The organism is Sulfuriferula nivalis, from assembly GCF_009937995.1.
In the GTDB taxonomy this organism is placed as follows: Bacteria; Pseudomonadota; Gammaproteobacteria; order Burkholderiales; family Sulfuriferulaceae; genus Sulfuriferula; species Sulfuriferula nivalis.
The window spans coordinates 2,964,243-2,989,923 of sequence record NZ_AP021881.1 but is presented as its reverse complement, the minus strand read 5'-3'; the positions used below and the strand labels follow the sequence as shown (position 1 = coordinate 2,989,923).

Below are 25,681 nucleotides of genomic sequence, written 5' to 3'. Positions count from 1 at the left end.
GTTGTCCGTGGTCGCGCTGTTGTTAGGCGCGACAAGTGTTTTTGGTTTTGCCCCATTCAGTTGGTGGTGGCTGCCGTTGTTGACGTTGTCAGGTTTGTTCCGCTTATGGCGCCATGCGCCTGAACGTAGTGTGTTGCTGGGTTGGTGGTTCGGGCTGGGCTTTTTTAGCGCAGGTGTATCCTGGATATATACCAGCTTGCATACTTATGGCGAGATGTCCGTGAGTTTGGCAGCGCTGGCGGTGTTGTTGTTCGCAGCCTTTCTGGCATTGTTCCCCGCTGCTGTGGGTTATGTGTACAGGCGCAGCGCCGCTATGGCGATATGGAGCGTACCTGCAGCGTGGATGCTGGCTGAGTGGGTACGTGGCTGGATATTTACTGGATTTCCCTGGCTGGCAGTGGGGTATTCGCAAGTGCCAGCTAGTCCATTGGCCGCCTATGCGCCTGTTATCGGGGTATTCGGCATTTCCTTATTGTTGGCCTGGACAGCAGCAGCATTAGTATGGCGTTCACGATACAGTTGGCTGATTGTTGTGTTGTGGGGTGGCGCGTGGATGATGCATGATGTGCGCTGGACTGTACCTGTTGGTGCACCCATTAGCGTCAGTCTGATTCAAGGTAACATCAGTCAGTCTATCAAATGGCGACCAGAGCAAGTCTGGACGACGCTGCGTGATTATCGTGATTTGGTGGAGAGCAGCCAGTCACGCTTAATTGTTTTGCCCGAAACTGCTATCCCATTATTTTTTGATGATATACCTGCAGGATATTTAGAGGGCTTGGCCGAGCATGCGCGCAGCAATGGCGGTGATGTGCTGTTTGGTGTACCGGAACGCTTGGCTAATGGTAATTATTACAACAGCGTCATGAATGTTGGTACGGCAGCGCTACAGGTATATCGCAAATCGCATTTAGTGCCGTTTGGCGAGTATATTCCGCTGAAGTCTGTATTCGGGCCAATTACCCAAGTTTTGCATATTCCGCTGTCGGATTTTTCGCGTGGCGAGCTGCATCAGAAACCATTTCAAATTGCTGGACAGCAGGTGGCAGCGAATGTCTGTTACGAAGATGTGTTCGGTGAAGAAATCATCCGGCCGCTGCCACAGGCAACATTGTTGGTGAACGTCACTAATGATGCCTGGTTTGGCGACAGTATTGCGCCTTGGCAGCATCTGCAAATATCGCAAATGCGAGCGCTGGAAAGCGGGCGGCAAATGTTACGCGCTACGAATACGGGTGCGACAGCAATTATTGACGTCGATGGTCGGGTGTTAAAGCAGTTGCCTATATTTACCCGAGCTATACTCACTACCCAGGCGCAAGGTTATCAAGGGTTGACGCCTTTTGCGCGGTGGGGAAATTACCCCATGTTGTTACTGGCGAGTGTAATGTTGCTGGGTGTGTTGTGGAAGTTGGTCATAAGCACAGTTTTTAGGAAATAACATGATCGAATCGGGTGCTGCGAACTCAGGGAATAATGCTCATGATGGTAAACATCATGAGCATGTGTTGCATGTCCATTGGCGGGTAGCAGTTTTAATGGACGATACGTCTGAACATAAGCATCTTTTTGGCCGTACCTCTGAAGTGTCTGCAACTGCCTTTACCCTCGACTTTGAACAGCCATTGACTGTCTCTAAAACGGTAACGATCATGCTGGAGTTGCCTTCAGTTGATACACATATTCCTGCAACGGTAATTCAGTTGAAAACGGAAATTAAAAGCTGCATATTGTCTAATGACCATTACCGTATCGGGGCGAAGATTGTGGCTTTTACGGGTGATGCCAAAACCAAATATTTAGCCCGTGTACTCTCTGGCTAAAAATAGATTATCGTCCCGTACTTCCAAATCCGCCTGCGCCACGTTCACTTGCATCGAAGTCTTCAACTATATTAAATTGCACTTGTACTACAGGCACCATTACCATTTGCGCAATGCGTTCCAGCGGGTTGATGGTGAACATGGCGTCACCACGGTTCCACATGGAGACGAACAGCTGGCCCTGATAGTCTGAGTCAATTAATCCGACCAGATTGCCTAGCACTACACCATGTTTATGTCCCAAACCTGAGCGCGGCAAAATGACAGCGGCTAAATCTGGCGTACCGATGTGGATAGCCATGCCGGTGGGTATGAGTAAGGTTTGCCCTGGGTGAAGCTCCATGGGGGCGTCTATGCAGGCACGCAGGTCTATGCCTGCAGCGCCTGGTGTTGCGTATCCTGGCAACTGCTCGTGTAAACGTGGATCGAGGATTTTAACGTCTATGGTGCGGTTCATTTTGCCTCCTGATATAAATTGGCTAGGTGTTGAATAATTTGTCGGGCAATACTGGATTTGTCGGCACGTGCCAGTGGATGCGCGCCGTGGTCGTCGAGCAGGGTGACTTCGTTGCTGTCGCTACCCAATGCATCCTGAGCGCGATTGACCACCAGTAGTGGAATGTTTTTACGCTGGCGTTTGGTAGTGCCGTTGGCGATGAGGTTTTCGGTTTCTGCGGCAAAGCCTACGCAGAATGGTGGCTGTGGGCGTTGCGCAACTTGCGCCAGAATATCGACATTTGGGGTCAGGTTGAGCGTGAGCATGTCGGCGGTTTTTTTGATTTTCTGTTCGTGCGCCAGCTCAGGACGATAATCGGCAACGGCTGCCACGCTAATGAAAATGTCGGATGCGGCTACGTGCTGATTAACTGCGGCAAGCATGTCCGATGCGCTTTCCACCTTGATGATTGTCGCGTTTTGCGGCGGAGTCAGGCAGGATGGGCCGCTGATTAATGTGACTGTCGCGCCTGCATCCAGCGCTGCTTGTGCCATCGCATAACCCATTTTGCCTGAACTCAAGTTGGTGATGGCACGTACGGGATCGATTTTTTCTATTGTTGGCCCTGCGGTAATCAGTATTTGCTTGCCTGCTAAACAGCGTGGCGCAAATTGCGCGACTATCGCCTGAAATAAATCTGCGGGTTCTAACATTCGTCCCAGCCCCGTTTCACCGCAAGCCTGTTCCCCACTGGCAGGGCCAAGGAGGTGTATACCGTCGGCGTTTAGCTGTGTGATATTGCGTTGTGTTGCTGGGTTTTTCCACATTTGCTGGTTCATAGCGGGCGCAACCAGCAGCGGGCAGGTGCGCGCCAGGCATAACGTGGAGAGCATGTCGTCCGCCAGTCCGTGCGCGAGCTTGGCAATGAAATCAGCACTGGCTGGTGCAATGATGGCTAAATCAGCTTCGCGGGTGAGATTGATGTGCGCCATGCCGTTGGCTGCATCGTTCCACATGTCGGTGATAACAGGATTGCCCGATAGCGCTTGAAATGTCTGTGCACCAACGAACTGCATCGCGGCCTGAGTCATCACTATTCGTACATGTGCGCCAGCTTTGACTAGCAGGCGTGTGAGTTCGGCTGCTTTGTAAGCAGCGATGCCGCCGGTGACACCTAACAGGATGTGTTTTTTTGCTAATTGCGGCATGATAGCGTTTATAAAACATAAAAATGAATTCTACCGCAAGGAGGGGAGAGTATGGCAATTACCGATTGGCCTGAGGATGAACGCCCGCGTGAAAAATTATTATTGCGCGGTGCTGCAGCGCTGAGCGATGCGGAATTGTTGGCTATATTTCTGCGTACAGGCGTGCCGGGCAAAAGCGCAGTGGATATGGCGCGAGAGTTGATAGGTGAGTTTAAGTCATTGACGGGTTTGTTTGCAGCGAGTCGGCAGGCGATTTGTGCAGTCCATGGCTTGGGTGATGCGAAATTTACGCAATTGCAAGCTGTGCTTGAAATGTCACGACGCGCGCTAGCAGAAGAAATGCGTCAGGTCGATGCGCTCAACTCACCTGCGGCAGTACGAGATTATTTGCGTTTAGTATTGTCAGGGAAAGCCCATGAGGTTTTTTGTGCGGTGTTTTTGGATAGTCAGAATCGAGTGCTTGCGGTCGAGGAGTTGTTTCAGGGTACGTTAAATCAGGCAAGTGTTTATCCGCGTGAAGTGGTTAAGCGTGCTTTGGCACACAATGCCGCTGCCTTAATTCTGGCACACAACCATCCATCAGGCGTGGCTGAACCGAGTCGTGCGGATGAAAATTTAACGCAGGCATTGAAAAATGCGCTGGCACTAGTTGATGTGCGGGTTTTAGACCATTTTGTGGTGGGCGAAGGGAGTGCCATTTCATTCGCAGAACGTGGATTACTTTGACTTTTTATATAAAAGCATGGTATAAATCTCGTTTTTCCGAATTCAGTGGGGGGTCAACATGGCTCGTGTATGTCAAGTTACTGGCAAATCGCCAATGTCTGGGAACAACGTTTCCCACGCGAACAACAAAACTAAACGTCGTTTTTTGCCTAACCTGCAATCACGTCGTTTCTGGTTAGAGAACGAAAACCGCTTCATCCGTTTGCGCGTTAGTACAGCTGCTTTGCGTACTATCGATAAAAACGGTATCGAAGCTGTGTTAGAAAAATTACGCGCCGCTGGCGAGAAAATTTAAGAGGCTGAACAATGGCTAGCAAAATCCGCGAAAAAATCAAATTAGAATCGACAGCAGGTACAGGTCATTTCTATACCACCAGCAAAAACAAGCGTACTACGCCTGAAAAACTGGAATTTATGAAGTTTGATCCTAAAGCACGTAAACATGTGCTTTATAAAGAAATCAAACTGAAGTAAATTGAGTTGTTTCGGTAGTAGTATTGCCAATAAAAAACCCGCTATGAGCGGGTTTTTTATTGGGTAAGTTTCGATAGTGTTACGCTATTACATATATAACCACTAGGTACGTCCTGTGTAAGGATAATTTTGATAAAACCTGTAGCCTCTCATTTGCAGAATGAATATCTTCCTTATGCTGAATTACAACAGCAGCCGGCAGAGTGGTGGGCGCAAGTATTAGGTGTAGTGTGTTTTGGCGAGCAATTGCCAGTGGTGAATGGGGCGGTGTTGTCGGTGACGTTGCCGCCATTACTGACTGCAGGTGCAATATGTGAAGTGTGGCAGAGTGCCGCTCCGGTTACATCAGGACAAGAGGGGAATATTCAATATCGGTGTAATGACGAATTTGTGTTTGGGGTTGTTACATTAGAAGAAGCCGATTTTTCTGGAGATGAGTCTAGTAGCGCGCTACAGTTGGCAGCGGCGCTTGCTTATCGGCAAATCGTTTCATTGCTTGATACATTACGTTTTCCCCATGTTGTGCGGTTTTGGAATTATATGTCCGATATTAATGGGCATAGCCACGGCTTAGAGCGTTATCGGCAGTTTAACGTAGGTCGGCAGGCTGGTTTGTTGGCGCAAGGGCGCTCGGTAACTGGCGGTTTGCCTGCGGCTTGCGCGCTGGGTGCCTCGGCAGGTCCGCTGAGTATCGCTTTTCTGGCGGGCAAGGTTGCGCCCATAGCGATCGAGAATCCACGACAATTAAATGCATGTGCTTATCCGCCTGTGTATGGTCCGCGTAGTCCGACTTTTTCCCGAGCTGCTTTATTGCCGTGGTCAGGCGGGGCTTGTCTGTTTATATCTGGTACGGCAAGTATAGTCGGGCATGAGAGCTTGCATCTCGGAAATGTGGTAGCGCAAACACAGGAAGCGCTGGAAAATATTGCTGCGGTATTAGAAGTCGCTAATCGTCAGCTGGCATGTGGGAGATTTGATTTACGTGATTTGCATTACACCGTTTATGTGAAGCATGCTGCCGATTTAGATAAGGTCAGAGCAGTATTGAATGCTGTGGCAGGGACTGATATCCAGGTGATTTATTTGCAGGCCGATGTATGTCGGCAGGAGCTGTTGGTTGAGATCGAGGCTGCGCGGGGTTTGTCATGTACTGTGTCTGCGTGAGTGTTATTTTTTGAGATGGGCGTGATGTTGAAATCTACAACGCACTTTGTGCTGATACCGAGTTATAACCCGGGTGAAAAAGTATATGAGACGGTACGTGCTGCGCGACGCTTTTGGCACCCAGTCTGGGTCGTGGTGGATGGTAGCACTGATGGCACAGCCGCAGGTCTGCAGGCGATGGCGGCTGAGGACGACGGACTGCGCGCTATCGTTTTGGCAAAAAATCAGGGTAAAGGTGCTGCGGTGTTGCATGGTATGACTCTGGCTGCTGAAGCGGGTTATACCCATGCGTTAACGATGGACTCTGATGGTCAGCATCCTGCTGAACTGATACCTGATTTTATGGCGGCTTCATTGAGTCAGCCTGCCGCCATGGTGCTGGGTGTTCCAGTGTTTGATGCGGATGCGCCTGCGTTGCGCGTGCAGGGGCGGCGGGTGTCGAATGCGTGGGCAAATCTGGAAACCCTGTGGTCGGGTATAGGGGATTCGCTATATGGTTTCCGGGTTTATCCAGTTGCACCACTCCGCCACATTATGCGTTATCAGCCTTGGATGCGGCACTTTGATTTTGATCCTGAGGCTGTGGTGCGATTATGCTGGTATGGCGTGAAACCTGTTAACTTGCCTGCGCCTGTTCGATATTTTCGACCGGAAGACGGTGGCGTCTCGCATTTTAAATATTTGCGGGATAACTTACTGTTGAGCTGGATGCATTTCAGGTTGTTTCTGGAGTTCATTTTGCGTTTGCCTGTTTTGCTGATAAAGCGGGTAGCGGGTAAGTAACATATACGCTCCGGCGATGTGATTTTGTGTGACAGTTTCGGGGTTTGGTGTAGACTAGCCCTATAATAATTAGGGGTATCGATTGCCAGCGTGAGTTGGTATTACTGCCCTGTGTTGAGGAGTGTTACATGAGTGATCGCGCATATCGATTGATATTCGGTGCATTGTTGTTGATTTCACTAAGTTTTGATCTTAATTACTTGATTTATGGCCTGATCGTGCTGAGCTTGTTCGAAGGCATAACCAATTGGCGCATACCCAAATTGGTGAGTCGGTTGCGGGCAGGTTCAGGTCCAGCGTATGCGGCGATGGTTAATGCTAATTTATTACCAATCGAGTTGCCTTGTCGGTTTAATTGTGAAGCCGAAAGGGTTTGGCGATTCGTTGTTGCTTTGGTTTTGTTCATCACTACGGTGTTGTTTTATGAACAGTTGTGGTTTTTTCCATGGTTCATGGGGTTCGCTATTTTCGGTGCTGGTGTGAGCGGTATTTGCCCTCTGTTGTTGGCCATTAAGTGGCTGGGATTTAAATGAAATTTTCACAGCATTCTTCCGACCAAAAACTCATACCCAGTGATTTGCCATTAAAAATCACGGGCATCGTGTTTTGGGGAATGGTGCTGGTTGGTTTGTTGATTGCTTTTTTGATGTTAGCAAGCAAAGAGCGTGAAATTACCGCACAAAATTTGCAATACACTGGGCTTGTGGGGCGTACGTTTGTTACGGATGTTAACGAGGCACTTAAAGAGCCCCCCACTTTGCCGGTAAATTATCAGGAAAATCTGCAGCAGGTTTTTACTGCCTTATGTCCCAGCATACATTGTACTTCCATTACGCTTACGCAACCTGAGGGTATGCTGCGTGCTGGTTCTACACACTTAACTGAAGGCGGTGTTAGTCAAACGTTGCAAATAGCGGACTCGTCGCGTACGTTGACGGTATATTTTCCCAGTGTAAAAAACATAGAGAATAGTTATCGTAAACAGATACTGATTTCCGTTGGTCTGGTGACGATGTTGTTTGGGTTGGTATTGCAGCGCATTTTGCATAAGTTATTGTCGCAACCCTTTAAAAGCATGGTGTCACGTGCGCAGCAGTTTGCGGAGGGTGATATTGCGGTCAGGTTTGATGAGTCACGTAGTGACGAATTTGGTTTTTTGGCTAAATTTATTAATCAGGCACTAGACTCCATCGTATTTCAGCAGACAGAGTTGCGCACAGCATTGGCGCGGACATTGGTATCGGAAGATGCGTTAGCGCACGAAAAAGAGCGTGCCGAAGTCACTTTGCAGTCGATTGCGGATGCGGTGATTACGACCAATGTCGTGGGTGAGGTGCAGTATTTGAATCCAGTCGCAGAGCGTTTAACTGGCTGGTCTAATGCAGATGCGCAAGGGTTGCCAGTAGAGTCAGTCATTAAGTTGGTGGATGAGGTGACGCAGTTAAAGATACCTAATCCTATCCATGAATGTTTAAAAATTGATGGTGTGATTACTATGGATAATCATGCAGCATTATTGCAGTGTAACGGGCAGTTCCTTTCTATCGATATTACTGCAGCACCGATGCATAATCATCAGGGTGAGTTTATCGGTGCTGTCATGGTATGTCAGGATGTGAATAATGCACGCAAGCTTGCTTTGCAGCTGACCTACCAAGCTAGTCATGATCCGCTGACGGGGCTGTATAACCGTCTTAAGTTCGAGGAAGACTTGTTGCATATGTTGGCCACAACGGAAAAGGCGGATCAGCATGCGCTGCTTTATATCGATCTGGATCAGTTCAAGATAGTGAATGACACGTGTGGACATATGGCGGGCGATGAGCTGTTGCGTCAACTCACTCGGGAATTGAAGCGCAATATACGGCAAAGTGACACATTGGCGCGTTTGGGTGGGGATGAGTTTGGGGTGTTGTTGCGAAATTGCGGTTTGGCCCGCGCACAGGAAGTTGCGGATAAAATTCGCCACAGCGTAAAAGAGTTCAGGTTTGCCTGGCATGATAAAACTTTTGAAATCGGTGCCAGTATAGGTTTGGTCAGCATTACGCAAGATAATCTTAATGCTGCCAGTATTATGAGTGCGGCTGACTTGGCCTGTTATACGGCAAAAGATGGTGGGCGTAATCGTGTACATGTGTTTCAGCCGGCTGATATTGAGCTTATGCAGAGACAAGGCGAGATGAGCTGGACTACCACTATTACTGAGGCGCTGGAACAGAATCGGTTTGTACTCTATGCGCAGCCGATAGTCAGCTTATCCAATATCGATGCTGGTAATTTGCACTGGGAAGTGCTGGTTAGAATCAAGGATGCTGCGGGTCAGATAATTCCGCCTAATGCTTTTATTCCTGCGGCAGAACGCTATAACAAAATGAGCAGCATAGATCGGTGGGTGGTGTTGAATGTATTTAAGGCTATTGCCACTGGGAAGCATTTTATCGTGCCGAAGGGCGGCGAGCGCGTGGTGGCAATTAATTTATCCGGGGAATCGCTGGGGGATGATGAAATGCTCGCGTACATCTGCAGCAATGCCGCAGATCTGGGCATCTCGTTACATGAGATTTGTTTCGAAATTACTGAAACGGTAGCGATAAGTAATTTGAGCAAAGCTACGCATTTTATCCATGAGCTTAAGGCGAGAGGCTGTCGTTTTTCACTCGATGATTTTGGTAGCGGGTTAAGTTCATTCGGGTACTTGAAAAATCTGGCCGTAGACTACATTAAAATTGACGGCAGTTTTGTTAAAGATATGGAAGTTGATGCTATAGATTGCGCCATGGTGACAGCGATTAATCAAATCGGTCATGTCATGCAAATCAAAACCATAGGTGAGTGGGTGGAAGATGAAGCCACATTCAATGCACTCAAAAAACTGGGTGTTAATTATGCACAAGGCTACCACACCGGTCGACCAGCCCTCTTCTGGGAAGTTATCCCTACGCAAGATTAGCGACGTGAATTCTGGAGTTGTGGTTTCTGGGGTAAAATCGTGCCATGCATACAACTACTGGAACACTCTACGTCGTCGCCACACCGATAGGTAATCTGGGTGATATTACTCAACGCGCACTGGATGTGCTTAAAACGGTTGAATTGGTAGCGGCTGAGGATACTCGGCATAGCGGGCAGCTGTTATCTCGACTGGGAATTTCAGTCAAATTTGTAGCCTTGCATGAACACAATGAGCAGCGCGCTACTCCTTTTCTGATAGCTGATTTACAAGCTGGCAAAAACGTTGCCTTAATTACTGACGCAGGAACCCCTGCGATTAGTGACCCTGGTACGTTGCTGGTAGCCGCCGCGCATGAGGCCGGGATACGCGTCGTGCCTGTGCCGGGAGCGAGCGCAGTCGTGTGTGCATTATCAGCGGCTGGGATTTATGCGCCTAATTGGTTGTTTTACGGTTTTCTGCCTGCCAAAGCCAGTCACCGTCGCGATGCGTTGGTACAACTTAAGGCATTACCGTACACCCTGATATTCTATGAAGCACCCCATCGTATAGTGGAATGTGTCGAAGATCTGGCCGCGACTTTGGGTGGCGACAGACGCATTACTTTTGCACGCGAACTGACCAAGCTGTTTGAAAACATCCACAGCCTGCCATTATCAGAAGCGAGTGAGTGGCTGGCAGCCGATGCAAATCGGCAAAAGGGTGAGTTTGTGCTGATCGTTGAAGGCGCAAAAGAAGTCGAAGATAATCCTGAACAGCAGCATTTGCGTGAGACTTTAGCCGTGTTGCTGGAAGAGTTGCCGCTCAAACAGGCTGCACATATTGCTGCCAAGCTGACGGGCATTAAAAAGAATACCTGTTATAAACTTGCGCTGACCATGCGCGATGACCCGACTGATGAGGAAAACTGATGCAATCCATCACCATTACCCGCCCTGACGACTGGCACCTGCATTTACGTGATGGCGAAACGCTGCGAGCCGTGCTCCCTGACACAGCTCGCCGTTTTGCACGTGCCATCGTTATGCCGAATCTCAAGCCGCCAGTACGAACCACTGAAGATGCGCGCGCCTACCGTGATCGCATTCTTGCCGCCGTGCCAGCAGGGATGCAGTTTGAGCCATTGATGACGCTGTACCTGACCAATAATACCGAGCCAGCCGAAATTGCACGCGCAAAAGCCAGTGGGATAGTTCATGCGGTGAAATATTACCCCGCAGGTGCAACGACGAATTCGGATATGGGTCTGACCGATTTAACTAACGGCTATGCTGTGATAGCGGAAATGGAAAAGCACGGTATGCCATTGCTGGTACACGGCGAAGTCACTGACCCCAGTGTCGATATTTTTGACCGTGAGGCGGTATTTATTGAGCGTCATCTCATCCCGCTGACGCAAGCTTTCCCCGCATTAAAAATCGTGTTGGAACATATCACCACGCAGCAAGGGGCGGAATTTGTGGCGAATGCGCCTGCTAATATTGCCGCGACCATCACGGCACATCACCTGCTTTATAACCGCAACGCCATGTTTCAGGGCGGCATACGTCCGCACTATTACTGCTTGCCTATACTGAAGCGCGAGCAGCACAGATTGGCATTGGTGAAGGCAGCAACCAGCGGCAGTGTCAAATTTTTCCTCGGCACGGATAGTGCACCGCACCCAAAAAATGCCAAAGAATCTGCTTGCGGATGCGCAGGCATGTACACCGCACATGCCGCCATCGAGCTCTATGCTGAGGCTTTTGAAAAAGCTAATGCCCTGGATAAACTGGAAGCTTTTGCCAGCTTTAATGGCGCAGACTTCTATGGTTTGCCGCGCAATACTGACACCGTTACGCTGGCTAAGGAAAGCTGGCTGGCGCCTGCTGAAATTTCGTTTGGTGCCGATAAACTGATTCCTTTACGGGCAGGTGAGCAGCTTGGTTGGCGGATAGTTTAGAGTGCCGTTATGTATTTGCCTGAGCACTTTAAAGTAACCGATTTAGCCAAAATATCCGAGCTGATTGCAGCCTATCCTCTGGCAATGCTGATTACCATATCGGCTGCAGGTGAGCCTTTGGCTAATCATTTGCCATTGCTGCTGGATGGCAGTGTGGACCAAGGCTATCGCTTGCTAGGGCATATGGCACGTGCGAATCCGCAATGGCAAGATTTTTCAACAAGTCATGAAGTGCTGGTGACATTTCAAGGCCCGCATGCGTATGTCTCACCCTCATGGTATAAAGGCTCGGGTGTGCCCACCTGGAATTATGCCGTGGTTCAAGTGCGTGGCAGGCCTAAAATAATAGACGACGAGACAGCGCTTGAAGCGCTGCTTAAACAGCTCACCGATAGTCAGGAATTGCAGTACGACACGCCGTGGAATTTAACGCTAACCGATGATCAGCGCACGAAGTTGTTGGGCATGATAGTGGGTTTCGAGATAGAAATTACTGAAATAGTTGGCAAATTTAAGCTCAGTCAAAATCGCCCGTTAGCCGATCAGCAGGGTGTTGTTGATGTGTTAGCGCAATCGAGTAATTTTTATGAGCTTGAGATAGCTCAGCTAATGCAAAATAATCTATCAATTTAATGACGATTGATAGATGGGGATGGTTATTAACTTTAATAAAATTAATAATTAAATGCGGATAATAATCACGAATGGTAAATTATTGTAATTAATATCAATATGTTATAAGTTGTAAAAATAACTGGCTACATAAATATCTATTAGTTTTTAAGAAATTGATAGATATTTTTTTTGACTACGCCTATCATTAACTATCAATTTTTTGTAAATTAATAGTTATGTCCTTGCCCGTCACACCGCCGTCATTACATCAATTACTTACGCAACTTTCCTCTACGCGTGTGAGTGAGTTAGTGTCGTTGCCTATACAATCAGTCAGAAATGAACGTTATTTTCATTGGGATGAGTTACGCCATCGGCCCACTCCAGCGGGTATTACTCATGATGAATGGTGGCTCATAACTAAATTCGCCCGCGTGAGTCAAGCCAGAAACTTAGCTTTGCTAAGTGACAAACAGGGCTCGCCTTTTAGTTATGTGTTGGCTGAGTCGGTATTAAAAGCATTGCGTTATATAGATCGTCATGCAGGTGGGGCGGATACACAAATTGATACGGCAGCACGTGATAATTATATTTTTGGACAATTGATCGAAGAGTCAATTACATCTAGTCAATTAGAGGGTGCGTCCACCACCCGCCGCGTTGCTGAGGAGTTGTTGCGTACAGGACGTAAACCTGTGGATGGCTCTGAACGTATGATAGCCAATAATTTTGCCGCCATGCAATACATACAAACACTGGCAAAAACCGACTTAACACCAGAGATGATTTGTGAAATTCAGCGAATAATCACGCGTGGCACATTAGAGAACTCGGCTGATGAAGGTCGTTTTCGGCAAGATGATACGATTAATGTTGTCGATAATCGAGATGGCGCGGTATTGCATCAACCACCGCTTGCAACTGAGTTAGCCCAACGTATGCAGCGCTTATGTGTTTTTGCTAATCAGTCCGAGGATGATGAGCCATACTGCCATCCTGTGGTACGTGCCATATTGCTGCATTTTATGCTTGCATATGATCATCCATTCGCCGATGGTAATGGGCGTACCGCACGCGCTTTATTTTATTGGGCTATGGTGCGGCATGGTTATCGTTTAATGGAATATGTGTCGATTTCCAGCATTTTGCGTAAGGCGACGGGGCAATATAAACGTGCTTATCTTTATACTGAAACAGATGATGGTGATGTAACCTATTTTCTCATTCATCAATTAGAAACCATACAAAGCGCTATTTATGCGTTGCGTGAATATCTGGCAATTAAGCAAAATGAATTACAGCAAACCCAGCAATTGCTAACAGGTATGAATAACAAGTTAAATTTGCGCCAAATTGCGCTTATCACCGGAGCGCTTAAAGGGCGTGCTGATACCTATACAATTAGCAGTCATCAGCGGTCACATGGCATTTCTTACGCAACGGCACGGCAGGATTTAATGGATTTGGTCACGTTTGGCTTGCTGCAGGAGCAGAAAAATGGCAAAGCGTTTCAGTACTTCGCACCATTGAATTTACGTGCTGTGATTGGACAGTTAAATTCCACTAGTAATTAGCACCCCCTGTATTTAGTAGTTCTTAATTTCACTATTTCGCGTCAGTGATGCGGGGTTTTCTTCAATTTGTAACGCATTTTTCATCGTTACGTCACGTAGTATGTTTACTGTTACGCTCCATAGACCATAGATGGAGCGTACCATGTTAGAACAACAAATATCCCGCCAACCCCGCACACGCAACTCGTTAGTCGTGTCATTGGCACGTGACAAGCATGAAATCCGTGAAGCGCAGGCGTTGCGTTATAAAGTATTTGCCGAAGAAATGGGTGCGCAGCTGATGTCTGCGCACAGTGGATTGGACGAAGACGAGTTCGACAGCGTGTGCGATCACCTCATCGTCCGCGATACGGATACAGGTAAAGTCATCGGCACTTACCGCATTTTGCCACCAGACCGTGCAGCGCGTATCGGTGGCTATTATTCCGAGCAGGAGTTCGACTTTACCCGCCTGGTGCATTTACGTGCGGGTATGGTGGAGATAGGGCGTTCATGCGTACATCCAGATTATCGCGGTGGCGCGGTGATAACCTTGCTGTGGTCAGGACTGGCAGATTATTTGCGCCAGCATGATTATGACTACCTCATCGGTTGTGCCAGCGTCGGCATGAGTGATGGCGGACACACTGCTGCCAGCCTGTATCATAAGCTAGCTGCAGAAGTATTGAGCCCGGTGGAATGGCGTGTATTCCCACGTACCCCATTGCCACTGGAACGCCTGCAAAGCGATCTGAAAGTCACCACGCCACCGTTGATCAAAGGCTATTTGCGCGTCGGTGCCTATATCTGTGGTGAACCTGCCTGGGATGCAGATTTCAATTGTGCCGATTTCATGATGCTGCTGTCGATCAAGCAAATGAATGCGCTCTACGCCAAGCATTTCATGAACAAGGGCTGAGATTCAAGTAAAATTGGCGGATGAATTTATCCGGATTTTTAACTGCCTATTTGTTGCGCCCCGTGCGGGCATGTGCCTTGCTGATGTTGATCATCGTGGGGTTAATCACGCTGGGGATTGCATTCCCGGTGCTGTCTGTATCTGCACGTGAGCGCGTTATGCAGCGCTGGTCGCAAGCGCTCATCTACATCGTCGGCATCCGTTTGCGTATAGTTGGGCAACCCCCCTGCGCTGCCGCCTTGGTAGTTGCCAATCACGTATCCTGGGCGGATCCTTTCGTCCTGATAGCGGGTTCCCCCGTCCATTTTGTCGCCAAAGCGGAAATTCGCAGCTGGCCGGTTTTTGGCTGGCTGGCGGCGCAAGCAGGCACCATCTTCATCCAGCGCGAACGTGCGCGTGACGTTCATAAAGTCACCCAGAATTTCACCGCCGCATTGCAGTCAGGGCGCGCGGTTGGCATGTTCCCCGAATCCACCACCACCAACGGCAAGCAATTACTCCCGTTCAAGCCACCACTATTTCAGGTCGCACTTGATGCCAATGTCATCTGCCAGCCCGTGGCGTTACGCTATGAGCATGACGCAGCGGTGTGGATAGATAATATGGGCTTTTTGTCATCAATCTGGCGCATCATGGCAGTACCACAGATACCCGTCGTCGCTACCTATTGTGTACCTGTGGTACCGAATAGTCAGATGCATAGACGTGATCTGGCGGTGGCTAGCGAAGCGGCGATCGCTGCTGTATTAAACCTGTCTGCGCCGCATATAGACGAAATTTAACAGTACATTACAAGAATCTTTTGTTACGTGTCATTTCGCGAATTTGAAGAAAGGTATTCGTAAATGGATTTTTCAATTGTAGTGTTATTAGTGATTATAACGGCTGCTACATTTTGGCTTTTTGGTCTGAGGAGAGCCCGTCAACTCAAATTCATTGATAATTTTGTTTTTCACTCTTCCATTAAGAATAAGTTGGTGGCTAAATATCCTCACTTAAATGAAGAGCAGATAGCGCTTATATTTGAGGGTTTGCGTTCATACTTCCGTATTTGTAATAGCGCTAATCGGAGAATGGTTGCCATGCCATCTCAAGCTGTTGATATGGCATGGCATGAGTTCATTATTTTCACCAAAGCGTATCAAGATTTCTGTAATAAAGCATTGGGTCGATATTTGCATCATACGCCCACAGAGGCGATGGTTACGCCTACTCATGCAGAAATCGGCATAAAACGTGCCTGGAGGTTGTCGTGTATTCGAGAACAGATAAATCCAAAATCGCCAGAAAGATTACCTTTGTTGTTTGCAATAGATGGTCTGTTAAATATTGAGAATGGATACAAGTATTCGTTAAACTGTAAGAATCGACTCGATAATGGTAGCTCTGGTGGGGGCGGTTATTGTGCTGGAGATATTGGTTGTAGTTCTGGGGGTGGCGGAGGATGTGGTGGAGGTTGTAGCGGCGATTCAGGTTGCGGAGGTGGCTGTGGTGGTGGGGATTGAAATAAGACCTTTTTCTGGAATATAAGGCTTGAAGGTTGAACTAGGTTTTATCCAGGGTGCGGCGGGTACTTCGCGCATTTTCTAGACCTGCCTCTGCGATTTCGTGAGTGATCCTTATGGAGATAATGTGAGAGAAATTAAACTTCTCGAGAAATTCAAAGACCAAAGTACGTGGCGATTACTGAGTCTTGGGATAGTGACATTTGGTGTTTACTTTGCGCACTATATTAAAAGTCAGACTGTAACTATAAACGAGATGGTTGATGAAAAAGACAGAATATCGACAGGGTTTATAAAGGTTATATTAATAATCGCATATAGTTCACTCACGATGTTTATTGCGTCCTTGGTCGTAAATGATGGGCAACTGATAGAACTAATAAGCGATATAGCGGATAGTGTCTTAGAGTTATTGTTTATCGTTTGGGGTTTTAAAGCCAGGAACAGGCTAAATGCTCTTTTTGAAATCTCAACAGAAGATGAAGAGTGGTTTAGTGGTTTTTTGACTTTGTTGTTTACACCGATATATTTTAACTATCAGATCAATTTTATTTGTAAAGCACATCAGGGACGGGGCTAGAGGTGTAGTGCATTTATGCCTCTTTGCTAGACCGACCCTGCGACTTCGTGTAGCGCAGTAATGCATTTTTTCTAGATCCAGCGACCTCTAACCGTAAAAGTAAAGTGAAATAACTCGCAATATAACAACAATCAGTAGAACTACATTTGATGCATTAACTATTCTCGATAACCAGTCTTTACCTTGCGGAAACCAACCAATATCCTTAATGCTTCTTTTAAACATTTCACTCTTAGTCAGCGATTTTTCAACACCTTGTTTCCAATGTGTGGCCTCATAAATCGCAATGCGAGCCCATGTACCCAGATACGCTATTAACATCAATACCATGATCCATAAACTTCTTATATCTTTTGAACTGAGATCGTGACCCCATCCAAATAAACTCGTACATGCAAAAAATATTGCAATATACTTCATTGGGACAATGCTTCTACGCATAGGATGTCCATCAAAAGAAAAATTCCATACATCTTTAAATGATATGTTTGATTGATACGCTACTGCGCGTAGGGCATAGGTATATTTAGTACAGAAATAAACAGTAAACATGGCAAACGAAGTAATAAGACCAATTATTGCCATAGACCCTCCAGAGCATCGGGGGCTGGTCTAGATATGTAGCGCAATCTATGTGTTTTTTCTGTACCCGATCCTAGGTCACTCGTTGGCGTGAGTGTGTCCGTGCGTGCTTGATCAGCCAGCAGTAATTGCTTTAATGAGGGGCGTGTCGTTGACTGTAGGCGTTGCCATTCCTGTACAGGTACAAGCACTGCTGTTTCTGCGCCGCTTCTGGTCACCATTTGTGAGCCTTCTGATAGGCAGGTATTTAAAAATTCGCTAAATCGTGCTTTTGCACTTTTAACTGACCAAATATGCATGACATGCTCCAAAATTAATAACATGTAAGTTAGCTTTTAATGCCCTGTGCTTGTTACTAACCAGCTTGGTTTAGCCGTGGATTTGATGAAATCTGTCAGGTTAAGCCATTGCCTGCAATACTTCTGGATGGGTAATGGCAATGCGAATTAGAGTATTGGCCGCACCACTGGGCTTAATTCGCCCCTGCTCCCAACCTTGCAGTGTGCGTACTGATACGCCCAACAATACCGCAAATTGACTTTGTGTAAGTCCTGATTTATTACGTGCAATGACGACAGGTGGTAAGTTCACTTGTGTGCTGCGCGCCTTTACGCCTGCTTTCATTTCACGGGCAGAGGTTAGGAAGTCGGCACAAAACTGCGCCATATCTGGATCGTTCGCTAATTTAGCCATCAAACACCTCCTTAAGTTGCTTAAAAAATTCCGCAGGCAGGTTGTCATATTTTGCTTTGGCATAGACCATCAGTAATATGATTTCACCCGCAGCAAGCTGATTAAAATATATAACCCTTACGCCGCCTCGTTTACCCATGCCTGCACGCGACCAATGTACTTTACGACATCCGCCACTTTTAGGTACTACGTCACCCGCCAGTGGGTTGGCTGCAATCCAATTCACAAATGCTATGCGCTCGTCTTCATCCCATACGGTGTTTGCATATTGAATGAATATACTAGTTTCGATAATGTTAGCATGGTTAAGCTATACGCTTAAAGCGTATAATTTCCATCGGAATTTTAATGCCAGCGCTTAATCCCCGCCATGCCGCCGCATTCCACCTGAAATACCTGCCTGTCTTCCAGTCGTAATGCGCTGAGTTGACCACCCCAGAGGCAGCCTGTGTCGAGGGCGATGTTGTCGCTTTCTACTTGTAATCCCAGCGCTGACCAGTGGCCGAAAACGATAGGTGAGCCCTCACTTAGGCGATTGGGCGCGTGGAACCATGGGTAATAACCTTCGGGTGCTGAGTCTAGTCCGGCTTTGGCGGTGAAGTCCATTTCGCCCGTAGCAGAGCAGAAGCGCAGTCGCGTCATGCCGTTGGTGATGACGCGTAATCTATCCTTCCCCGTTAAATTGTCATGCCATTGAGTGGGTTCGTTGCCATACATAGTGCGCAGGTAGTCCAGGTAATTGTCGCCGCGCAATGCTGATTCTACTTCGCCAGCCAGACTTAATGCCTGGCTGATGCTCCACTGCGGCAGTACGCCTGCATGTACCAGAAAATAGCCTGATGTGTATATTGCCAATGGCAGATGACGCAGCCAGTCCAGCAATTCATCCTTGTCTGGCGCATCCAGTATGGGGAGGAGGGTGTCGCCCTTGTGATGTTTTTCATAGCCCGCCGCCACGGCGAGTAAATGCAAGTCATGATTGCCCAGTACTGCGCTGATCTGGTTGTCCCGCGCCCAGCGCAGCACAGCGAGCGAGTTAGTACCGCGATTAACCAAATCGCCCAGTAAGATAATGCGGTCTTGCGCGGGGTCGTACGCGATAAGCTCCAGCATTTGTTGCAATGCGGGAAAACATCCCTGTAAATCGCCGATGACGTAGGTGCTCATTTTTAACCCAGAAACGCCAGTTGACCACTAATATAGTAGCTTAACAGCATGACACTTAATCCTTATTTCCATTATTTATTTGTGATCTGTTCTTAACAACGTTACCCGTCGAACTGTCCGCCCCTCACGTCACATAGCGGCGTTGCTCCGCACTTGAATGGATAACCATTCAGCGTTTGTCGCGCCTTGCTCTGCACCGCGATGTGCGGACACTACAACGTGTCCAGCTGACGTTTCTGGGTTAAAATACCCATCTACATTCGTTTCATAAAATCCATGCTCTCTCATCTTAACGCCCCACAACGCGAAGCGGTTAAATATCTCGACGGTCCTTTGCTGGTGCTAGCGGGTGCAGGGTCGGGCAAGACGCGAGTCATTACTCAGAAAATATCATATCTTATCGATGAATGTGGTTATGCGCCAAATCATATTGCCGCGATTACGTTTACCAACAAAGCCGCACGCGAAATGCAGGAGCGGGTTGATAAACTCAGACCGGGCAAGCCAGCAAAAGGTCTGACGGTCTGTACCTTTCACGCGCTCGGTGTGCAGATTATGCGCCAGGAAGCACATCGATTAGCTTACAAACCACAATTTTCTATTCTTGATTCTGCTGATGCCATGCAGATTATCAATGAAATATTAAAAACCACTGACAAGCAGGAAATCCGTCGCGCTCAGTGGCGTATTTCTGGATGGAAAAACGGTTTGATCACGCCCGATGTTGCGCTGGCAACGGCGGAATCTGACCTTGACGCCACTTACGCTAAAATTTACCAGCGTTATCAGGACACGCTCAAAGCCTATCAGGCGCTGGATTTTGATGACCTCATCCGCTTGCCTGCCGAACTGTTTGCTACTGATATGGAAATGCTGGAAAAATGGCGCAAGAAATTACGCTATTTGCTCATCGATGAATATCAGGATACCAACGCCTGCCAGTATCAAATTGTAAAACAGCTCTGTGGCGTATCGGGCGCATTTACTGCCGTGGGTGACGATGATCAGGCTATCTACGGCTGGCGCGGCGCGGATGTGAAAAACCTGCATCAGTTGCATGAAGATTACCCGCGACTCAAAGTCATCCAACTCACGCAAAACTATCGTTCCACGTTACGCATACTCCGCGCGGCTAACAGTGTCATCGGCAATAACGACAGGCTGTACGACAAACAGTTATGGAGCGAACACGGCAACGGCGATCCTGTGCATGTAATGGCGTGCAAAGACGAAACTGAAGAAGCGCAAAATGTGGTGATGCGTATGCTGGCGCATAAATTTGAGCACCGTACTCGCTATGGCGATTATGCGATTTTATATCGCGGTAATCATCAGGCACGCGTGTTTGAGCAAATGTTGCGCAATGAAAAAGCACCTTATGTGATGTCGGGCGGGCAGTCGTTTTTTGAGAAGTCCGAGATCAAGGATCTGATTTCCTACATGCGCCTGCTCACTAACAGCGATGATGATCCTGCTTTCATTCGCGCCGCTACCACACCCAAACGCGGCATCGGTGCCGCTACATTGGAAAAGCTGGGCGAATACGCCGGGCAACGTAAAATCAGCCTGTTTGAAGCGGTGTTTGAAGCAGGTTTTGTCAGTCGTGTGACCGAACGCCAGCTTGAGCCATTGCTCACTTTTTGCCAGTACATCAACGCGCTGGAAGCTCGTGTGCGCAATACGCCGGTCAGTGAAATCATGGCGGATTTGCTCAAGGCGATAGACTACGAAGTCTATATTTTCGACAGTGACGAAACCCGCGCTGCGCAAAACAAATGGAATAACGTACAGGAATTCGTGGGCTGGCTGGGTAAAAAGGGCGAGGCCGATGATAAAAACTTGATCGAGCTCACGCAAACCATTGCCTTGATTACGCTACTGGAAAACCGCAGCGAAGATGAAATTGATGCGGTGCGGTTGTCCACTATCCACGCTGCCAAAGGGCTGGAGTTCGGTCATGTCTTTTTGGTGGGTGCGGAAGAAGATATCCTGCCGCACCGTGAGTCGGTTGAAAACGGTACGCTGGAAGAGGAGCGTCGTCTCATGTACGTCGCCATTACCCGCGCGCAACGTTCACTAACCATCAGTTACTGCAAGCGCCGCAAACGTGCGGGCGAATTGCAAACCTGTGAGCCTTCACGTTTTATCGGTGAAATTTCACAAGACGACATGCGCCAGTCGGGGCAGGATGTTGATCCTGTAGAGCAACGTCAGCAAGGCAACGACAGGCTGGCGAATATCAAGGCGATGCTGGCGCAGAAGTGAACTAAATCAGACTGCGATGTTGATAGTGCCGCCGACGGCTGCACCGGGAATTGGGTGGTTGTTCGCGTCGCGCTGGAATTGTGGCGAAGTTTGCGCATTCGGTGTTTGATTAACTGTGTTCTGCTGTGCGTGTTGCTGGCGTTCTTTGATAGCGCCAATTTGGTCGGATATAGACTGAATCTTGGCTTTGCCTGCTGTGGTATTGGCCGTTGCGCAATTAACGCAATCAGATAGCTGGTGTTGCAGGCGTGCGAGTTGCGACGTAGTGTCTAAGCCTGCGTTACCTATATTTGAAGTCAGTCCAGTTGTAGATAACATTTCACACCTCTGTATCTGGTCATTATTAAGCTGAATTGTGCGATCATCGCCTGCTCACGATGATCGCACAGTTCCTTGCGTCGCTTTGTTTATTACTTGGCCATTGTATCTTTGCCCATCGTATCTTTTTTCATACCGTCATGTGCCATGCTGTCTTTTTTCATGCTGTCATGAGCCATGGCGTCTTTCTTCATACCATCATGCGCCATCACATCTTTTTTCATTTCATCTTTAGCCATGGCTGGTTTCGCCATGCTGTCGTTTTTCATCATGTCATCGGCAAAAGCCTGTGTGCCTGCCAATAAAAGACCAGTAGTAATGATAGTAGCTAATAATTTACGCATTTCGATTTTCTCCATATTTAAAAAAGGCAAGATTGCCATAACATCAGGGCGGTTGAACATTCAACTGCCGCCGAACCAGTTGTAACCTTGATCTTCCCAATAGCCGCCGGGGTTGACGTTGGTTACATAAATAGCTTGGATATGCTTGGGGTTTTTGTACCCCAGCTTGGTGGGTATCCGCAGTTTCATCGGATAGCCATATTCAGGGGGCAGTATCTGCCCGTCGTAGGTTAACGATAATTGCGTCTGCGCCTGTAGCGCGGTGGGCATGTCGATGCTGGTGTAATAATCATCAGCGCATTTGAAACCCACATATTTCGCCGTGAGATCCGCGCCTATATGCTGAAGAAAGGTAGCAAAAGGCACGCCGCCCCATTTACCTATCGCGCTCCAGCCTTCGACGCAGATGTGGCGGGTGACCTGGCTGACCTGAGGGAGCGCATGCAGCTGTGCCAGCGTCCATGGCCGCTTATTGGCAACCAGTCCGCCGACTTCAAGCTGGAAGCTGTCACCATTGATTTTGGGGACATCTTCGATGCCATAAAAGGCATTGAACGGAAACGGGCGGGTAATCATGGATTCAGGGTAAGTCGGTGCCAGTTTGTTGGGGTTGAATAACCAGGCTTGCACCTTGTCGTTGAAGGTGGATACACGCATCAACGCGCGCTCTACCGAATCTTCATTATCCAGCGTACAGCCAGTTAGCAATGACAAGCCACCTAAGGATAATCCACGCTGTAAAAACAGGCGGCGTGATGGCTGCGGCATGGCTTGCAGGGCGGCTTTAACGATAGCTTGCTCGTCCAGGGTTTGTATTTTTTTCGGTTTGAACATGATGTTTTCCTTAACGTCCACGTATCATCAGCAGCAAGGTGCGCGGCACTAATGCAACCATGAGCAGATGCACGGCGACTACCGCGACTAATGCCGACATCGCTACAAAGTGAACAATGCGTGCGTTGTCATAACCACCCATCAGTTCGCGCAGCAATGGCAGTTGCACTGATTTCCATATCGCCAGCCCTGACATCACCAGCACTATGATGTCGATGATGATGAAGAGATAGGCCAGCTTTTGCGGCTGGTTGTAGTGGCTCAAGTCGGTATGTGCAAGCTTGCCTTTGATGGCGGCCAGCATATCCAGCAACAGGGCGCGGGGCGAAATCGGGAAAAATTTGCGTTTGAATCGCTTAGTCGCCAGATTCAGACTCAGGTAGATCAGCCCGTTAGCCATCAGTATCCACATCGCAAAAAAGTGCCACAGCAGCGCGCCACCCAGCCATCCGCCCAGCGTTATTTCCTCGGGAAAATTAAAATGAAAAATCGGCGATGCGTTATAGATTTTCCAGCCGCTCATAACCATTGCTACCACGGCTAATGCGTTGATCCAGTGGGTAGCCCTGAGCCACCATGGATGGATGATTTGCGCCCCGTTCATTTATATAACCTCGGGAATTGTTCTTGTAAGTGCGCCAGTTTGGGCATATCGTTGGCGACGATATACAGCTGATCCGGATGTAGCGCCAGATAGTCCTGATGGTAGTCTTCGGCAGGATAAAAGGCGGGTAAGGGCACAACCTGCGTCACGATAGGTGCTGAGTACAGATGCTGAGTTTGCAACTGTTTGATATACGCCATAGCCACTTCACGCTGGTTGTTATCCGTAACAAATATAGCCGAGCGATACTGGGTGCCGTGATCTGGACCTTGATAATTCAGCTCGGTAGGGTTGTGTGCGACTGCGAAATATACTTTCAGCAGTTGTCCGTATGAAATCTGTTTGGGATCAAACACCACCCGGACTGATTCAGCATGACCAGTGGTGCCGGTGCTTACCTGATAGTAACCAGCGGTATCGGCTTTACCACCAGCATATCCAGCGGTTGAGCTGACTACGCCTTTGACATGTTTGAATACAGCATCAACACCCCAGAAACAGCCACCTGCAAAAACTGCAGTTTGTTGATTGCCTGTACTGACGGTATCCTGAATCGGGTCAGGCAAGCTGCGCAACTGGCCGTCAGCCAGCGCCGATCCAGTAGCCAGTACGGCGGTAATTGCCAGTGCGCTTAACCTGGGCAGTAAATGATTTAGCAGTTCCATGTTGATCTCCTCTTTGTAACTCAATCGAGCTTACTGGTTGATTCGCGCTGGGCAGAAAAAAGGTTACACGGCGTCAAAAATAATTTTATATATGAGGCCTTTGCACGATGTAGCGAGCGCAGTTCAGATGAGGCGGAAATCAGCGAAAAAGCGGAGTGTACAAGTAGTACATGAGCATTTTGAGCTGATTTCCAACGACGTATGAACAAGCGCAGTAATCGTGCAAAGGTCTCTATATGTGATATAAACCACAAAGTTGACTGCATGGTGCAGATGGCGGACATGGCGACTTAATCTTTCAGGAGTGAGTGTGGCCAAAACTAGCGTATCGCTGGAAATGCTGATGCAGCAGGCGCTGACAGGAGATAAACGCGCCTATGCTGATCTGCTGCGAGATACCGCGCAATTCCTTCGCCCTTATTTGAGCAAACGCCTGAGTGCTGCCAGCGATGTCGATGACTTGCTGCAGGAAATCCTCGTTTCCATCCATAAAGCGCGCCATACCTACGATGGTATGCGCCCCTACAAACCTTGGGTGTTCGCAATTGCGCATTTTCGTCTGCAGGATTATTTGCGCACTTATTATGCAGATCAGCTCAGAACAGCGACCGAATTGGGCGAGCTGGAAAATACTTTGCCCGCAGATGTAACTAATTCCGACTTCAGTTACGAATCAATTAGTGGAGAGGTGAATCAGCTGCCAGAAAAACAGGCAGCGATATTGTCATTGATGCATGAGGAAGGTTATACCGCCAAAGAGGTTGCCGCCAAGATAGGTATGAAAGAATCTGCGGTCAAGGTAGCGGCTTTTCGCGCCTATAAAATTTTAAGAGAGAAGCTGAGTAAATAAATGGATGCAATGGAAAAACAGATAGCCAGCCTGGTGGCAGACGCCGATAGCGTACAACCTGCGCCCAGTCCATTGATGTTGTGGCTGAAATGGATGGGGATAGCGGTAGTGTATATCGTTATCTCCCTGCTGGTACTCGGCGTGCGTGCAGATGTGGTGGAGAGACTGCATAGCACCATGTTTATTGCCGAAATGGGCTTGCTGGTCGCCATAGTTGTCACTACTGCCCTGAGTGCCAGTTTGCTGGCATACCCTGATATTTATCAGCGTAGCCGCTGGACGCTGGCACCCATATTCATGTTCATCATCTTTATCGGCGTCATCGCGTTGGCCTGGCAAGCAGATAACCCACCCGCGCCACCGCCAGTCCACAGCTACCAGTGTTCGCTGACAATTGCAGTGCTGGCACTGCTGCCAGCGGCATGGATGTTCTACAGCATGCGCCAGCTCGCCAGCACCCACCGCCGTTTTGCAGGGGTAGTGACCATGCTCTCGGCTTTTAGCATAGGTGCAATCACCCTCAGACTGTCAGAGCAAACCAACTCCATTATCCATGTGATCGAATGGCATTACCTGCCTATGATAGGCGTGGCATTGCTGGGTGTGTGGCTGGGGAAAATATTGTTGAAGTGGTGAGCTGGACTCGGGTGACGGATGCAGTACTTACACAGTTAATGCTGG

At 48.3% G+C, this 25,681-nt stretch carries 32 protein-coding genes; 20 read left to right on the top strand and 12 right to left on the bottom strand.

Going from position 1 to position 25,681, the window contains the following annotated elements; all coding sequences use genetic code 11:
• The first annotated feature begins 1 nt into the window (after nt 1).
• On the top strand, nt 2–1,441 hold the full coding sequence (gene lnt, locus SFSGTM_RS14665) for an apolipoprotein N-acyltransferase (RefSeq protein WP_232525993.1): 1,440 nt from the start codon (nt 2–4) through the stop codon (nt 1,439–1,441).
• A gap of 1 nt (nt 1,442) precedes the next feature.
• Nucleotides 1,443–1,823: a hypothetical protein gene (locus SFSGTM_RS14660; RefSeq protein WP_162085807.1), complete on the top strand. Its 381-nt coding sequence runs from the start codon at nt 1,443–1,445 to the stop codon at nt 1,821–1,823.
• A 7-nt stretch (nt 1,824–1,830) separates the two neighbouring features.
• Here the strand turns inward: SFSGTM_RS14660 and dut are convergent, their stop codons facing one another.
• Nucleotides 1,831–2,280 (bottom strand): dUTP diphosphatase, encoded by a 450-nt coding sequence (dut, locus tag SFSGTM_RS14655; RefSeq protein WP_162085806.1) that lies wholly within the window; start codon nt 2,278–2,280, stop codon nt 1,831–1,833.
• A complete protein-coding gene (coaBC, locus tag SFSGTM_RS14650; protein ID WP_162085805.1) occupies nt 2,277–3,467 on the bottom strand; it encodes a bifunctional phosphopantothenoylcysteine decarboxylase/phosphopantothenate--cysteine ligase CoaBC in 1,191 nt (396 codons plus the stop codon). Before coaBC ends, dut begins: the two co-directional genes overlap by 4 nt.
• 51 nt (nt 3,468–3,518) lie before the next feature.
• Between coaBC and radC the strand changes: the two genes are divergently transcribed.
• The 15 genes from radC to SFSGTM_RS14575 all read left to right on the top strand — a co-directional run bounded on the left by radC (nt 3,519) and on the right by SFSGTM_RS14575 (nt 16,678).
• Nucleotides 3,519–4,193 carry a RadC family protein gene (radC, locus tag SFSGTM_RS14645; protein ID WP_162085804.1) on the top strand — a complete coding sequence of 225 codons (675 nt, stop codon included), beginning with the start codon at nt 3,519–3,521 and terminating at the stop codon, nt 4,191–4,193.
• Between the two features lie 58 nt (nt 4,194–4,251).
• A complete protein-coding gene (rpmB, locus tag SFSGTM_RS14640) occupies nt 4,252–4,488 on the top strand; it encodes a 50S ribosomal protein L28 (protein ID WP_162085803.1) in 237 nt (78 codons plus the stop codon).
• A gap of 11 nt (nt 4,489–4,499) precedes the next feature.
• The gene (gene rpmG, locus SFSGTM_RS14635; RefSeq protein ID WP_087445827.1) at nt 4,500–4,667 is read left to right on the top strand and encodes a 50S ribosomal protein L33; all 168 of its coding nucleotides are present in this window, start codon (nt 4,500–4,502) and stop codon (nt 4,665–4,667) included.
• 129 nt (nt 4,668–4,796) lie between these two features.
• On the top strand, nt 4,797–5,831 hold the full coding sequence (locus SFSGTM_RS14630; protein ID WP_232525992.1) for a chorismate transformation FkbO/Hyg5 family protein: 1,035 nt from the start codon (nt 4,797–4,799) through the stop codon (nt 5,829–5,831).
• A gap of 24 nt (nt 5,832–5,855) precedes the next feature.
• Complete coding sequence (locus SFSGTM_RS14625; protein WP_198420568.1) at nt 5,856–6,614, top strand: glycosyltransferase family 2 protein; 759 nt, start codon at nt 5,856–5,858, stop codon at nt 6,612–6,614.
• Between the two features lie 128 nt (nt 6,615–6,742).
• The gene (locus SFSGTM_RS14620) at nt 6,743–7,147 is read left to right on the top strand and encodes a hypothetical protein (RefSeq protein ID WP_162085802.1); all 405 of its coding nucleotides are present in this window, start codon (nt 6,743–6,745) and stop codon (nt 7,145–7,147) included.
• A complete protein-coding gene (locus SFSGTM_RS14615; protein ID WP_162085801.1) occupies nt 7,144–9,564 on the top strand; it encodes an EAL domain-containing protein in 2,421 nt (806 codons plus the stop codon). Before SFSGTM_RS14620 ends, SFSGTM_RS14615 begins: the two co-directional genes overlap by 4 nt.
• A gap of 44 nt (nt 9,565–9,608) precedes the next feature.
• Nucleotides 9,609–10,475 (top strand): 16S rRNA (cytidine(1402)-2'-O)-methyltransferase, encoded by an 867-nt coding sequence (gene rsmI, locus SFSGTM_RS14610; RefSeq protein WP_162085800.1) that lies wholly within the window; start codon nt 9,609–9,611, stop codon nt 10,473–10,475.
• Nucleotides 10,475–11,506, top strand: a complete 1,032-nt coding sequence (gene pyrC, locus SFSGTM_RS14605) for a dihydroorotase (protein WP_434784334.1) — start codon at nt 10,475–10,477, stop codon at nt 11,504–11,506. The genes rsmI and pyrC overlap by 1 nt, the downstream gene beginning before the upstream one ends.
• 9 nt (nt 11,507–11,515) lie before the next feature.
• Nucleotides 11,516–12,139, top strand: coding sequence for an FMN-binding negative transcriptional regulator (locus SFSGTM_RS14600; RefSeq protein ID WP_162085799.1), 624 nt, complete (start codon nt 11,516–11,518; stop codon nt 12,137–12,139).
• A gap of 218 nt (nt 12,140–12,357) precedes the next feature.
• Nucleotides 12,358–13,695, top strand: coding sequence for a Fic family protein (locus SFSGTM_RS14595; protein WP_162085798.1), 1,338 nt, complete (start codon nt 12,358–12,360; stop codon nt 13,693–13,695).
• A 142-nt stretch (nt 13,696–13,837) separates the two neighbouring features.
• Nucleotides 13,838–14,593, top strand: a complete 756-nt coding sequence (locus tag SFSGTM_RS14590) for a GNAT family N-acetyltransferase (RefSeq protein ID WP_162085797.1) — start codon at nt 13,838–13,840, stop codon at nt 14,591–14,593.
• A 20-nt stretch (nt 14,594–14,613) separates the two neighbouring features.
• Nucleotides 14,614–15,375, top strand: coding sequence for a lysophospholipid acyltransferase family protein (locus SFSGTM_RS14585; protein ID WP_162085796.1), 762 nt, complete (start codon nt 14,614–14,616; stop codon nt 15,373–15,375).
• A gap of 63 nt (nt 15,376–15,438) precedes the next feature.
• A complete protein-coding gene (locus tag SFSGTM_RS14580) occupies nt 15,439–16,098 on the top strand; it encodes a glycine-rich domain-containing protein (RefSeq protein ID WP_162085795.1) in 660 nt (219 codons plus the stop codon).
• A 127-nt stretch (nt 16,099–16,225) separates the two neighbouring features.
• Complete coding sequence (locus tag SFSGTM_RS14575) at nt 16,226–16,678, top strand: DUF4234 domain-containing protein (RefSeq protein WP_162085794.1); 453 nt, start codon at nt 16,226–16,228, stop codon at nt 16,676–16,678.
• 87 nt (nt 16,679–16,765) lie between these two features.
• Here SFSGTM_RS14575 and SFSGTM_RS14570 read toward each other — a convergent pair whose 3' ends face one another.
• The 5 genes from SFSGTM_RS14570 to SFSGTM_RS14550 form a co-directional block, all read right to left on the bottom strand.
• Nucleotides 16,766–17,263 (bottom strand): hypothetical protein, encoded by a 498-nt coding sequence (locus SFSGTM_RS14570; RefSeq protein WP_162085793.1) that lies wholly within the window; start codon nt 17,261–17,263, stop codon nt 16,766–16,768.
• Nucleotides 17,254–17,559, bottom strand: a complete 306-nt coding sequence (locus tag SFSGTM_RS14565; RefSeq protein WP_162085792.1) for a type II toxin-antitoxin system Phd/YefM family antitoxin — start codon at nt 17,557–17,559, stop codon at nt 17,254–17,256. Before SFSGTM_RS14565 ends, SFSGTM_RS14570 begins: the two co-directional genes overlap by 10 nt.
• A gap of 100 nt (nt 17,560–17,659) precedes the next feature.
• A complete protein-coding gene (locus SFSGTM_RS14560; protein WP_162085791.1) occupies nt 17,660–17,953 on the bottom strand; it encodes a helix-turn-helix domain-containing protein in 294 nt (97 codons plus the stop codon).
• Nucleotides 17,946–18,179, bottom strand: a complete 234-nt coding sequence (locus SFSGTM_RS14555) for a DNA-binding protein (RefSeq protein WP_232525991.1) — start codon at nt 18,177–18,179, stop codon at nt 17,946–17,948. Before SFSGTM_RS14555 ends, SFSGTM_RS14560 begins: the two co-directional genes overlap by 8 nt.
• Nucleotides 18,180–18,298: 119 nt before the next feature.
• Complete coding sequence (locus tag SFSGTM_RS14550; protein WP_162085790.1) at nt 18,299–19,120, bottom strand: symmetrical bis(5'-nucleosyl)-tetraphosphatase; 822 nt, start codon at nt 19,118–19,120, stop codon at nt 18,299–18,301.
• A 276-nt stretch (nt 19,121–19,396) separates the two neighbouring features.
• On the opposite strand from SFSGTM_RS14550, the gene SFSGTM_RS14545 reads away from it, so the two are divergent.
• A complete protein-coding gene (locus tag SFSGTM_RS14545; protein WP_162085789.1) occupies nt 19,397–21,385 on the top strand; it encodes a UvrD-helicase domain-containing protein in 1,989 nt (662 codons plus the stop codon).
• A 6-nt stretch (nt 21,386–21,391) separates the two neighbouring features.
• Here SFSGTM_RS14545 and SFSGTM_RS14540 read toward each other — a convergent pair whose 3' ends face one another.
• From SFSGTM_RS14540 to msrA, 5 genes are all read right to left on the bottom strand, one after another.
• Nucleotides 21,392–21,703, bottom strand: a complete 312-nt coding sequence (locus tag SFSGTM_RS14540; protein ID WP_162085788.1) for a hypothetical protein — start codon at nt 21,701–21,703, stop codon at nt 21,392–21,394.
• 92 nt (nt 21,704–21,795) lie between these two features.
• Complete coding sequence (locus SFSGTM_RS14535) at nt 21,796–22,107, bottom strand: pentapeptide MXKDX repeat protein (RefSeq protein ID WP_198420567.1); 312 nt, start codon at nt 22,105–22,107, stop codon at nt 21,796–21,798.
• Nucleotides 22,108–22,881 carry a molybdopterin-dependent oxidoreductase gene (locus SFSGTM_RS14530; protein ID WP_162085787.1) on the bottom strand — a complete coding sequence of 258 codons (774 nt, stop codon included), beginning with the start codon at nt 22,879–22,881 and terminating at the stop codon, nt 22,108–22,110.
• A 10-nt stretch (nt 22,882–22,891) separates the two neighbouring features.
• Nucleotides 22,892–23,485 carry a cytochrome b/b6 domain-containing protein gene (locus SFSGTM_RS14525; protein ID WP_162085786.1) on the bottom strand — a complete coding sequence of 198 codons (594 nt, stop codon included), beginning with the start codon at nt 23,483–23,485 and terminating at the stop codon, nt 22,892–22,894.
• Nucleotides 23,482–24,150, bottom strand: coding sequence for a peptide-methionine (S)-S-oxide reductase MsrA (gene msrA / locus SFSGTM_RS14520; protein WP_162085785.1), 669 nt, complete (start codon nt 24,148–24,150; stop codon nt 23,482–23,484). The genes SFSGTM_RS14525 and msrA overlap by 4 nt, the downstream gene beginning before the upstream one ends.
• 310 nt (nt 24,151–24,460) lie before the next feature.
• Here msrA and SFSGTM_RS14515 point away from each other — a divergent pair, with 310 nt between their 5' ends.
• Together SFSGTM_RS14515 and SFSGTM_RS14510 are read left to right on the top strand one after the other, a co-directional pair.
• Nucleotides 24,461–25,000, top strand: a complete 540-nt coding sequence (locus SFSGTM_RS14515; protein ID WP_232525990.1) for a sigma-70 family RNA polymerase sigma factor — start codon at nt 24,461–24,463, stop codon at nt 24,998–25,000.
• Entirely contained in the window at nt 25,001–25,636 is a 636-nt protein-coding gene (locus SFSGTM_RS14510) for a DUF1109 domain-containing protein (protein WP_162085784.1), read from the top strand. It abuts the gene before it with no gap.
• Nucleotides 25,637–25,681: the final 45 nt, after the last annotated feature.

Coding starts and splice junctions, on each gene's coding strand:
- SFSGTM_RS14660 (WP_162085807.1), top strand. CDS start 1,443: ATGATCGAATCGGGTGCTGCGAACTCAGGGAATAATGCTCATGATGGT.
- dut (WP_162085806.1), bottom strand. CDS start 2,280: ATGAACCGCACCATAGACGTTAAAATCCTCGATCCACGTTTACACGAG.
- coaBC (WP_162085805.1), bottom strand. CDS start 3,467: ATGCCGCAATTAGCAAAAAAACACATCCTGTTAGGTGTCACCGGCGGC.
- radC (WP_162085804.1), top strand. CDS start 3,519: ATGGCAATTACCGATTGGCCTGAGGATGAACGCCCGCGTGAAAAATTA.
- rpmB (WP_162085803.1), top strand. CDS start 4,252: ATGGCTCGTGTATGTCAAGTTACTGGCAAATCGCCAATGTCTGGGAAC.
- rpmG (WP_087445827.1), top strand. CDS start 4,500: ATGGCTAGCAAAATCCGCGAAAAAATCAAATTAGAATCGACAGCAGGT.
- SFSGTM_RS14625 (WP_198420568.1), top strand. CDS start 5,856: ATGTTGAAATCTACAACGCACTTTGTGCTGATACCGAGTTATAACCCG.
- SFSGTM_RS14620 (WP_162085802.1), top strand. CDS start 6,743: ATGAGTGATCGCGCATATCGATTGATATTCGGTGCATTGTTGTTGATT.
- SFSGTM_RS14615 (WP_162085801.1), top strand. CDS start 7,144: ATGAAATTTTCACAGCATTCTTCCGACCAAAAACTCATACCCAGTGAT.
- rsmI (WP_162085800.1), top strand. CDS start 9,609: ATGCATACAACTACTGGAACACTCTACGTCGTCGCCACACCGATAGGT.
- pyrC (WP_434784334.1), top strand. CDS start 10,475: ATGCAATCCATCACCATTACCCGCCCTGACGACTGGCACCTGCATTTA.
- SFSGTM_RS14600 (WP_162085799.1), top strand. CDS start 11,516: ATGTATTTGCCTGAGCACTTTAAAGTAACCGATTTAGCCAAAATATCC.
- SFSGTM_RS14595 (WP_162085798.1), top strand. CDS start 12,358: ATGTCCTTGCCCGTCACACCGCCGTCATTACATCAATTACTTACGCAA.
- SFSGTM_RS14590 (WP_162085797.1), top strand. CDS start 13,838: ATGTTAGAACAACAAATATCCCGCCAACCCCGCACACGCAACTCGTTA.
- SFSGTM_RS14585 (WP_162085796.1), top strand. CDS start 14,614: ATGAATTTATCCGGATTTTTAACTGCCTATTTGTTGCGCCCCGTGCGG.
- SFSGTM_RS14580 (WP_162085795.1), top strand. CDS start 15,439: ATGGATTTTTCAATTGTAGTGTTATTAGTGATTATAACGGCTGCTACA.
- SFSGTM_RS14570 (WP_162085793.1), bottom strand. CDS start 17,263: ATGGCAATAATTGGTCTTATTACTTCGTTTGCCATGTTTACTGTTTAT.
- SFSGTM_RS14565 (WP_162085792.1), bottom strand. CDS start 17,559: ATGCATATTTGGTCAGTTAAAAGTGCAAAAGCACGATTTAGCGAATTT.
- SFSGTM_RS14560 (WP_162085791.1), bottom strand. CDS start 17,953: ATGGCTAAATTAGCGAACGATCCAGATATGGCGCAGTTTTGTGCCGAC.
- SFSGTM_RS14550 (WP_162085790.1), bottom strand. CDS start 19,120: ATGAGCACCTACGTCATCGGCGATTTACAGGGATGTTTTCCCGCATTG.
- SFSGTM_RS14545 (WP_162085789.1), top strand. CDS start 19,397: ATGCTCTCTCATCTTAACGCCCCACAACGCGAAGCGGTTAAATATCTC.
- SFSGTM_RS14540 (WP_162085788.1), bottom strand. CDS start 21,703: ATGTTATCTACAACTGGACTGACTTCAAATATAGGTAACGCAGGCTTA.
- SFSGTM_RS14535 (WP_198420567.1), bottom strand. CDS start 22,107: ATGTTCAACCGCCCTGATGTTATGGCAATCTTGCCTTTTTTAAATATG.
- SFSGTM_RS14530 (WP_162085787.1), bottom strand. CDS start 22,881: ATGTTCAAACCGAAAAAAATACAAACCCTGGACGAGCAAGCTATCGTT.
- SFSGTM_RS14525 (WP_162085786.1), bottom strand. CDS start 23,485: ATGAACGGGGCGCAAATCATCCATCCATGGTGGCTCAGGGCTACCCAC.
- msrA (WP_162085785.1), bottom strand. CDS start 24,150: ATGGAACTGCTAAATCATTTACTGCCCAGGTTAAGCGCACTGGCAATT.
- SFSGTM_RS14510 (WP_162085784.1), top strand. CDS start 25,001: ATGGATGCAATGGAAAAACAGATAGCCAGCCTGGTGGCAGACGCCGAT.